Source organism: Chryseobacterium oleae, assembly GCF_900115055.1.
Taxonomy (GTDB): Bacteria; Bacteroidota; Bacteroidia; order Flavobacteriales; family Weeksellaceae; genus Chryseobacterium; species Chryseobacterium oleae.
The window spans coordinates 213,847-223,992 of sequence record NZ_FOVD01000009.1 but is presented as its reverse complement, the minus strand read 5'-3'; the positions used below and the strand labels follow the sequence as shown (position 1 = coordinate 223,992).

Below are 10,146 nucleotides of genomic sequence, written 5' to 3'. Positions count from 1 at the left end.
CTACTACTACTACTACTACAGAACATCACTTATCATTCATCATTGATCCATAGATTTGCAATAAGCAATAAGCAATAAGCAATAAGCAATAAGCAGCTCTTCTACATTTTTCCTATGTATTCAATAGGAGCGGGCTTTAGCCCGCTTACCATGTATACCCAATACAAAAGGCTTTAGCCAAAACTTAAACGAAACCATCTTCTCCTTCTCTTGTTCTCCGGTAACTACAAAAATAATCTGCTCCATCTGAAAGATCTGCGCGAGATATTCATTGCTGTTATGAAGCTTAACTCTCATCTACTCTTATAGTTTAACATGTATAACAAAAAAGATGGCCTTTCGACCATCTTTTCTTATTGTATTTAAAAGTTAATACTATTTTTTAATAACAGTTGTTGTATAGATCAGACCTTCTTTATCGAAAAGTCTCAATACATAAGATCCTGCTGAATACTCTGTGAAAATGATGTTTCCTGAATATTTCTTTCTGCCAACCATATTTCTACCGGACATATCATATAGTTCATAATGAGTAACCTGTTTGTCCGTAATCACAGAAAGAATATCTTTTACCGGATTAGGGACGATTTTGATATCAGTAACATTCTGATATTCCTTTGTGCCCAAGCTTGAAGTAAGTGTTAGTACTCTGGAATTTTTACTTTCATTTAAGCAGATATTTAAAGCAATAAGTTCACTGACACTTTTTCCAACAAAGCTTGATACATTGGCTGTACTGACATAGGAGATTCCTTTTACAGTAAAAGTACCAGCTGGAAGTGATGTGAAGTTTGCCGTAGGGCTTACTGCCTGAATCTTACCAGTGGAATTATTAATGGCGACAAATGTGTAGCTGTAGCCTGCAGGTGTTGTAGTCGTCTCATACAAACTTCCAGGGCCAGCAGACGTAAGGGTATAACTGGTTGCATTCGCTGGATTGGAAAAATTTGAAATCACAAAGTAATAATCAACTCCCTCATTTAATACTACAGCTTTTGCGGATCCGGTAGATGTGTAATTTGAGCCGTTATAGTAAGCATTTGATGTTAAAAAGTTAGCCAGTGTAGCAGGACTTCCGGAATGTACTGATGTAATCAGGAAGCCAGATGATTTGGAGAAAACATATGAACCGGTTTCTGTTACTCTGAATTTAAATGTATTGGTTACAGCATTACTGCTTGCAGAAACAGGAGCTGTCATTCCAGAGTTACTGTAGACAATAATGTTATTTGTACTGGTTCCTACATTATAGACAAAAGTTTTGGAAGTATACGCCGGATCTGCTGCTGGTGGAGCTACCATATTAAGATTAGATGCCGGACTACCCGCAACAGCTGTAGCTGCAGTCTGTGGGGTAATATAAGTAGGATAGGCTGCACAGTCTGATGTAATGGTAAAATTATTATCAGAAACATCAAAGAATTCAGCATAAGGATTGATCACCCCTACTACTTTTACTCTTGCTTTATCAGTAGTTGGAATATAAGGAATAGTAGCATTATAGCTGCCATTATTCAGAACATTGGATGCTAATGTATAAGGAAATGATACTCCACCATCAATAGAAAGTAAAATATCAACATTACTTTTAATCGTATTGGTATTATTGACATCCCAGGTAACGGTCATATTCGTATTGGAAGCTACTGAAATACCTGTAGCATTCGGATATGAAACTGTTAATGGTCCATTATTGCTCACCGTTACAATGATTTCATCAGAATCCAGTCCTCCGTTTGTGGCATTATTATCTCTTACGGTAAAACGGAATTTCATATTCCTGGCTACCAGAGGTAAAGCTTCGGCGTCATTCGTAGGTGGATTGTTTTGATTATTCAGGACAAACTGCATCTTTGGAAAATATCTTTCAGTAGTTGAAACCGTTTGTTCAGAACGGAATAAAGGTGCAGTCGTACTGTTTACTGCAGTATAGCCGCCTGTTCCGGTAATCGTGGACCCGAATGCTCCTTTATCATTAGCTGTAGCTATATCCGCCTGTTCCCAGGTGTAAGAAAGGTTGCTGTCATTAGGGTCAGTAGCAATTCCTTTTAATTTGAAAGGTGTATTTTTCGGGATGGTAATATCTACTCCGGCATTGGCAGAAGGAGCCTGGTTGGTACTGGCAACAATAGTATAACAGTTGGCAGGTGTTTGCAGATAAGCTAGAATCTGATCTAAACTTCTTGCATTAAAATAACTTAAATTATTATTTCCTGTATTTGTTTGATTATTAGGGGTTGAGCAGTTAGTTGAATATCCCATAAGCGTTGATCCTCCACCGGGTTCAATAGCGGCACCTGCATTCCAGCCGCTTGTACAAAATGTAGGACTACTGGCACTTCCGCCAACAGCATTATAGGTATGTCCTGCAGAGAATTGATGGCCCATTTCATGAGCAATTAATCCTGCAACAATCCCTTTAGGCATTGTAAGAGCCCATTGGCTCCATGCTCTTGACTTTGATGTATTGTTACACGGTTGCGGACCAGCCTGACCCTGCGCCCCACCACTGCTTAAAATATTAAATGTATGCCCAATATCATATTTATTATAAACCAAAGTGGTATTGGTATTCATTGTATTAAAACCGGTTTGAGAATTGGCAGCACTGGCAAAAGAAGCATCCACTGTAAATGGATCTGTAGCCGGATCTGTAAATATCAACGTTTTATTAGTAGTATCAGCAATAAGACCGAATGTTACGGAAACCTCAGATTCATAAATTTTATTAATCAGGTTCACCATATTGACAGCCTCAGCCAAAGCATCATCTGTATTTCCTGCAAAAGCCTGGGTAAATTCACCGGTCGTAGCAACCGCCAGTCTGAATTTTCTGATCTGGTTGCCGAATGGAAAATTGACCGCTGATTTTGAATTTAAAGATTGTTTAACTACCGCTAGTTCCTTAATCACATCATTTTCTTCCACCCCACAGGTAAATCTTTCATCAAATTTAGAGAAAGCGTTGTATATCCTGTACTCGCCGGGAGATGTTTTGTAAGGCTCTACTATAAAATAACCTTCATCATTTTTAATAATCGCATTAAAGTGATCTTTAAAGACAGATAGTTTTAAAGAAGAACTGCGATCTTCACTCACACCGTCAAAAGTAAGGATTGAATTAAGCCTTTGCTCTGTAAGACCGTTCTCGCTTAAATTGAATCTTATACTTTTCCCGTTTTCCGCAGGAATGTTGATCCAGACCTTTGAAATTTTTTCTTTTTTTAATCGGGTTTCCCGAAACTGGCTATCAAATCTTTGAAAGTCAAATGGGAAAACACTGCCTGGTAAGGAGGCTTCTTTTGAAATGTTCTGTGCCCAAAAAATGTTAAAAACAATTAATAGGAAAAAAGTTAATTTAGTTTTCATAATAAAGTGATTCTTTTTATAAAGTTAATAAATAAAAAGCAACGACAATATGAATTACTTATCATATTGCCGTTTTGTTAGAGTATATTAAAAAAATAAATACACTATTAATATATGGTGAATATTTTTATACCTGAATAACTCCTAAGTTAAATTTTTCCGTAATTGGAGAATGGTTTGCTGCTTCAATACCCATAGAGATCCATTTTCTTGTATCGGTAGGGTTGATGATAGCATCCGTCCAAAGCCTTGCAGCTGCATAAGTAGCTTCAGTCTGCTTTTGGTATCTTTTGGTAATGGTATCTAAAATTTCGTTATGTTCTTCTTCAGAGATTTCTTTACCCTGTTTTTTCAAGGTAGACTCCTGAATCTGCACTAGAACTTTTGCTGCCTGAGATCCGCCCATTACAGCAAGATCTGCCCAAGGCCATGCTACGATCAGTCTTGGATCATAAGCTTTTCCACACATCGCATAATTTCCGGCTCCGTAAGAGTTTCCTGTAATGATCGTGAATTTTGGAACTACAGAATTAGAAACGGCATTCACCATTTTAGCACCATCTTTAATAATTCCGCCATGCTCGGACTTCGAACCTACCATAAATCCTGTAACATCCTGAAGGAATACCAAAGGAATTTTTCTCTGGTTACAGTTAGCAATAAATCTTGTTGATTTATCAGCAGAATCCGAATAAATGACACCTCCGAACTGCATTTCACCTTTTCCGCTTTTTACAAGCTTTCTTTGGTTGGCTACAATTCCTACGGACCACCCGTCAATTCTTGCGGTAGCACAGATGATGCTTTTTCCGTAATCAGGTTTATATTCTTCGTATTCTGAATTATCAACTAAACATTTAATGATCTCGTAAGTGTCATACTGTTCCGCTCTTGAAACAGGAACAATACCGAAGATATTATCAGGATTTTCTTTTGGAGGAAAGCTTTCTATTCTGTCGAATCCGGCCTTTTCAGTACTTCCAAGAGATTTCATGATGTTTTTGATTCTGTCTAAAGCATCTTTGTCATCTTTAGCCTTATAATCCGTCACTCCTGAAATAGCACAGTGCGTGGTAGCGCCTCCCAATGTTTCATTATCGATAGTTTCACCAATGGCTGCTTTTACAAGGTAACTTCCGGCAAGGAAAATAGAACCTGTTTTATCCACAATCATCGCTTCATCACTCATAATAGGAAGATAAGCGCCTCCTGCTACACAGCTTCCCATCACGGCGGAAATCTGAATGATCCCCATTGAACTCATTTTAGCATTATTTCTGAAAATTCTTCCGAAATGCTCTTTATCAGGGAAAATTTCATCCTGCATAGGAAGATAAACACCCGCAGAGTCTACCAGATAGATAATTGGAAGTTTGTTTTCCATCGCGATTTCCTGTGCTCTTAGGTTTTTCTTTCCGGTAATCGGGAACCATGCACCTGCTTTTACAGAAGCATCATTCGCTACCACCAGACACTGTCTGCCTGAAACATATCCCATCACCACTACAACTCCTCCGCTAGGGCATCCGCCATGTTCTTTATACATTTCATAGCCAGCAAATGCACCGATTTCTATGGAATCTGAACCTTTGTCGAGAAGATATTCTACTCTTTCTCTTGCTGTCATTTTTCCTTCGTCGCGAAGCTTTTGAAGCCTCTTTTCACCGCCTCCTTTTTTTATTTCAGCGAGCAATTGATTGAGATCGGATAATTTTAATCTATTTTGATCTTCCCGTTTGTTGAATTCAAGGTCCATAAAATTTCAATTTTTTACGCCTAAAGATACTATTTTTATAAAGAATACACACTGAAGTAAAACAAGTGTTTAATATATTGGTTCTCAGAAATTTGTGAAATTTTTAACAAAAAATTATTTTTAAATTACTGATATTTTTTCTAACTTTACTACAGAGTTAAAGGGATCATATTCCCTGCTAAATACTCTAAGTTCCTAGTTTATTTTTTTAATAGTTTATTATTTGAAGGCCCTGAACGTTGAACAAATTTTCAGGGTTTTTTATGTCTTATAATAAGTAGATGAACTGAATTTTACATTTTCTGCTTTTTATTTCACTAAACTTATCTTTTTAGCACTATTTCTAAATGCTATTTGTAAATTTGCCTGTTAAAAATTTATAGAAGTTAGGATATGCAAAAATTAGCACTTTTCAGGTTGCATTTGATTGTTTTTTTGTGGGGGTTTACTGCAATTTTGGGAAAACTGATTCATGCCAATGCTCAGATTCTCGTATTTTACAGAATGCTGTTTGCGGCCATATTCCTATTTATATTTATCAGGATCTATAAAAAGGAGAGCATAAAAGTATCGAAGAAGATATTTTTTCAGCTGGCTGGGATCGGCTGTGCCATGGCGCTCCACTGGTATTGTTTTTTTTATTCCATTAAAGTGTCGAACGTTTCCATTGCATTAAGCTGCCTCTCACTTTCTACTTTATTTGCTTCCATATTAGAACCCATTATTTTTAAAAGGAAGATCGATATATCAGAAGTCATCATGGGTGTCGTAATTGTTGCCTGTATTTTACTGATCTTTAAAACAGAGTTTCATTTTAAGGAAGGGATCATCTATGGGATTCTCTGTGCGATATTCGGGACCATCTTTTCTGTTTTTAACGGGAAGATGTTTGGAAAAACAAGTTCCGGAAATATTATATTTTATGAAATCTTCTGCGGATGGCTGGTTCTTGCTCTATTTTATATGGGTACAGGACAGATTTTTCAGATGAATGAAATAAACTACAGAGATCTGGCGTTAATATGCTTGTTGGCCAGTGTTTTTACAGCATTTCCAATGTTGGAATCTGTAAACCTGATGAAATATATTTCGCCGTTTACTTTAATTTTAACAGTTAATTTAGAACCTGTTTACGGAATTATACTAGCTTTTTTTATCTTTGGGGAATCAGAAGAAATGAGTCCTGTATTTTATGGAGCTTCAGGCGTTATGATACTGGCAATCATTGTCAATGGATTGATGAAATCCAGGAAAACTAAAAAACTAAAAAACTTTAACTAAGCATCAAATTTATATGATGAAGAAATATTTTTTACTTGCATTTTCACTGCTGTTTGGGCTGTCTCAATCTCAGATCATAAGAAAATACTCCAATGAATTTCTAAATATAGGAGCTGGAGCAAGAGGGCTGGCCATGGGTGGAGCTGTAATTTCCAATCAGGACGATGTATACGCCTCGATGTGGAACCCCGCAGGTTTAATGGCTATCGAAAGAGACTGGCAGGGCGCAGCAATGCACGCAGAATATTTCGAATCTATTGCAAAATATGATTATCTGGCCTATGCAAAAGTACTGGAAGAAGGGGTATTTGGGGTTTCTGTAGTAAGATTAGGGGTAGACAATATCCTGAACACTACACAGATGATCGATTCAGAGGGGAATATTGATTATGATAAAATCACAAAATTTTCCCAGTCTGACTATGCCGCCATCCTTTCCTATGCATTTCATCCTGCCGGAAATCCGAAACTGGATGTGGGGGTCAATGCTAAGATTGTCTACAGAAATGTAGGGAAATTTGCCAACGGTTATGGTTTTGGTTTTGATATCGGTGCTATTTATAAAGCAGACAACGGATGGAAATTCGGGGGGATGTTGCGTGATGCAACGACGACTGTCAACTTCTGGAGCATCAATCAAAAGGAGCTTTCTACTGTGGTAAACGGAGAAGAATTTAACCCGGCGCCAAAAGATAAAATGGAACTTACCATGCCTAAACTGAATGTTGGGGCAAGTAAAATATTCAATATCAATAGCAGCCTTTATGTATTACCGGAAGCCGGAATCAATGTGGATTTCGCGAAAACGGCCGCTTTGGTTTCTACAGATTTTGCCAGCCTTACGCCTTACGCAGGGGCTGAACTTGGATATCAGAAAATGATTTTCGTAAGACTTGGGGTAAACAGATTCCAGTCTATCACAGATATTGAGGACCTGAAGAGAAAAGTTTCTTTCCAGCCGAGCGCTGGTATCGGGATAAAATACAGAGGGCTTACACTGGATTATGCCATCACCAATTCAGGAATAGGAGGATCTAATTTCTATTCTAATTTTTTCTCTCTTAAACTGGATATGGGGCAGTTTAGAAATGATTAACTTTGACATGTAATTTAAAAGCAATGAAAAAAATTTCAGTATTAGCATCTTTCTTTTTGGTAACGGCTGTTTTTGGACAGAAAGTTTCTGATTATAAATATATTTCCGTTCCGGAGAAATTTAAAGATTTTGATAAAGAACCCTATGGGCTTGAAGCAGCCTTGGCTAAGGCCTTGACCAACAAAAAATACACGGTTATAAAGCCGGCTGATGCAAGAGAAAATCCATGCAGTGTTTTATCTGCTAATGTTTCAGACAACAGCAGCTTTTTAAAGAATAAACTACTTATTGAATTGAAAGACTGCAATGAGAAAACTGTTTTTTCTTCTAAAGGAGCTTCCGGGATCAAAGACTTTAAGGAAGGATTTCAAGACGCTCTTAAACAGGCTGTCGTAACAATTCCTGTTTCCTTTCCTTCAGAAGCAATGTTAGCTGTAAAAGCAGCAGAACCTGTACCAACACAATCTGTAACTCAAACTGAGACTCCATCTTCTTCTCCTGTAACAATTCAGGAAAATAAATCAGGGAAGTATTCAAACGGAAAGTGGAATCTTCAGAAAATTCAGGTAGATAATAGTCAGTTTATCCTTGCAGATAGCGGAAGTTCTGTACCATTCGCTGTTTTTAAAACTTCTTCAAAGAAAGATGTCTTCAGAGTAAAACTTGCAGACGGAAGCTATACCATCGGTTATTTTGAAAACGGAAATATCATCATTGATATGCCACAATCTAACGGAGAGTTTTCAAAAGAAGTATTTTCCTCAAAATAAGAATACACTATCAATAATATATAATCCTTAATTCCATGAGTTAAGGATTTTTTTATTGGTCAGTGCTATTGAAATACTCCCAGATCACCTTCGCCTTACTTTTCCCCAGGATCTCTTCCAATGTTTCCATACTCGATTCCCGGATACGTTTAACGGATTTCAATTTAGAAAGCAATAGCTCAATTGTTTTTTCACCCACACCCGGAATTTCTTCCAGCTCAGATTTGATGGTTGAGTTTTTTCTTCTCGTTCTGTGGTGTTTTACTCCGAAACGGTGAGCTTCATCTCTTACGCGCTGCAATATCTTTAAGGTTTCTGATTTTTTATCCAGATACAAAGGAATAGAATCTTCAGGAAAGAATATTTCCTCCAGCCTTTTCGCGATGCCGACAATGGTAATTTTGCCGTAAAGTCCCAATAACCTCAGACTTTTTACAGCAGAAGAAAGCTGTCCTTTTCCACCATCTATCAGAATCAGCTGCGGAAGATCTTCTCCTTCATCCAGCAGTCTTTTATAACGTCGGTAAATCACTTCTTCCATGGTAGCAAAGTCATTGGCTCCTTCCACCGTTTTCGGATGGAAAATTCTATAGTCAGCTTTGCTTGGTTTTCCGTCTTTAAATACAACACAGGCAGAAACAGGATTGGTTCCCTGAATGTTCGAGTTATCAAAACCTTCAATATGTCTTGGTTCCACAGGCATTCTCAACAGTTTCTGCATTTCTGCCATGATTCTGTTGGTATGTCTTTCAGGATCTACAATCTGTACCTGTTTCAATTTTTCCAAACGGTATTCCTTGGCGTTTTTCTCGGAAAGTTCTACAATCCTTTTTTTATCGCCTACTTTGGGAACAATCAGTTTTACATTCGGGATCTCTACCGAAAGATGGAACGGAAGCAGGACTTCTTTAGAATCCGAGCTGAACTTTTGTCGGATTTCGATAAGGGCTTCTTCCATAATATCTTCATCGGTTTCCTCAAGGATTTTTTTGATTTCAGTGGTAAAACTCTGGATGATATTTCCGTTTCTGATTTTAAAGAAATTCACATAAGCAGCCGTTTCATCGCTGGTCATTCCGAATACATCCACATCATCAATATTGGGATTAACCACCGTGTTTTTAGCCTGATAATCTTCTAAAATATCCAGTCTTTCCTTAATGATCTGTGCTTCTTCAAACTTCAGATTTTCGGCATGCTTCATCATCTGATTCACCAGATATTCCTTTGCTTTCCGGAAATCTCCTTTGATAATTCCACGGATGGCATCGATCTTTTCATCATAATCTTCTTTACTTTCCAGATCCTCGCAAGGTCCTTCACAGTTTTTGATATGATATTCCAGACATACCTTGTATTTTCCTTCGTCTATTTTAGCAGGCGAAAGATTCAGATTACAGGTTCTGAGCTTATAGATATGCTTGATGGTATCTAATAGAATCTTTGCAGGACGTACTTTCGCGTAAGGACCATAATATTCAGAGCCGTCTTTGATCACATTTCTGGTGAGAAAGATCCTTGGGAAGTTTTCGTTTTTAATACAGATCCATGGATAGGTTTTGTCATCCTTCAGCAATACATTGTAAAAAGGACGGTGTTCCTTGATCAGGTTGTTTTCCAGTAAAAGAGCGTCATATTCGCTATTAACGATGGTCGTTTCGAGACGGACAATCTTTCCTACCATTATTTTAATACGGTAGCCTGGAAGGTTTTTGTTGAAGTAGGAGAGAACCCTTTTCTTTAAGTGTTTGGCCTTTCCTACATACAGCAATTGATCGTTTTTATCATAATAACGATAAACGCCTGGTTCTGATGGTAAAGTTTTAAGCTGTAATTCTAAAGAAGGATTCATATAACAAAATTACGGAATCCAT

At 37.5% G+C, this 10,146-nt stretch carries 7 protein-coding genes; 3 read left to right on the top strand and 4 right to left on the bottom strand.

Annotated elements, in window-relative coordinates; all coding sequences use genetic code 11:
- Positions 1-120: 120 nt before the first annotated feature.
- The 3 genes from BM143_RS24090 to BM143_RS21910 form a co-directional block, all read right to left on the bottom strand.
- Positions 121-297 (bottom strand): hypothetical protein, encoded by a 177-nt coding sequence (locus BM143_RS24090; RefSeq protein WP_167375333.1) that lies wholly within the window; start codon positions 295-297, stop codon positions 121-123.
- 78 nt (positions 298-375) lie between these two features.
- Positions 376-3,369 carry a zinc-dependent metalloprotease gene (locus BM143_RS21915; RefSeq protein WP_090027314.1) on the bottom strand — a complete coding sequence of 998 codons (2,994 nt, stop codon included), beginning with the start codon at positions 3,367-3,369 and terminating at the stop codon, positions 376-378.
- A gap of 127 nt (positions 3,370-3,496) precedes the next feature.
- Positions 3,497-5,125 (bottom strand): acyl-CoA carboxylase subunit beta, encoded by a 1,629-nt coding sequence (locus BM143_RS21910; protein ID WP_090027312.1) that lies wholly within the window; start codon positions 5,123-5,125, stop codon positions 3,497-3,499.
- Between the two features lie 393 nt (positions 5,126-5,518).
- On the opposite strand from BM143_RS21910, the gene BM143_RS21905 reads away from it, so the two are divergent.
- The 3 genes from BM143_RS21905 to BM143_RS21895 are packed head-to-tail and all read left to right on the top strand — an operon-like array spanning position 5,519 to position 8,272.
- On the top strand, positions 5,519-6,406 hold the full coding sequence (locus tag BM143_RS21905; protein ID WP_090027311.1) for a DMT family transporter: 888 nt from the start codon (positions 5,519-5,521) through the stop codon (positions 6,404-6,406).
- A gap of 13 nt (positions 6,407-6,419) precedes the next feature.
- Positions 6,420-7,502 (top strand): putative type IX sorting system protein PorV2, encoded by a 1,083-nt coding sequence (locus BM143_RS21900; protein ID WP_090027309.1) that lies wholly within the window; start codon positions 6,420-6,422, stop codon positions 7,500-7,502.
- Between the two features lie 23 nt (positions 7,503-7,525).
- Positions 7,526-8,272, top strand: coding sequence for a hypothetical protein (locus tag BM143_RS21895; protein ID WP_090027307.1), 747 nt, complete (start codon positions 7,526-7,528; stop codon positions 8,270-8,272).
- Between the two features lie 52 nt (positions 8,273-8,324).
- Here the strand turns inward: BM143_RS21895 and uvrC are convergent, their stop codons facing one another.
- Positions 8,325-10,124, bottom strand: a complete 1,800-nt coding sequence (gene uvrC, locus BM143_RS21890) for an excinuclease ABC subunit UvrC (RefSeq protein WP_047454611.1) — start codon at positions 10,122-10,124, stop codon at positions 8,325-8,327.
- Positions 10,125-10,146 lie beyond the last annotated feature (22 nt).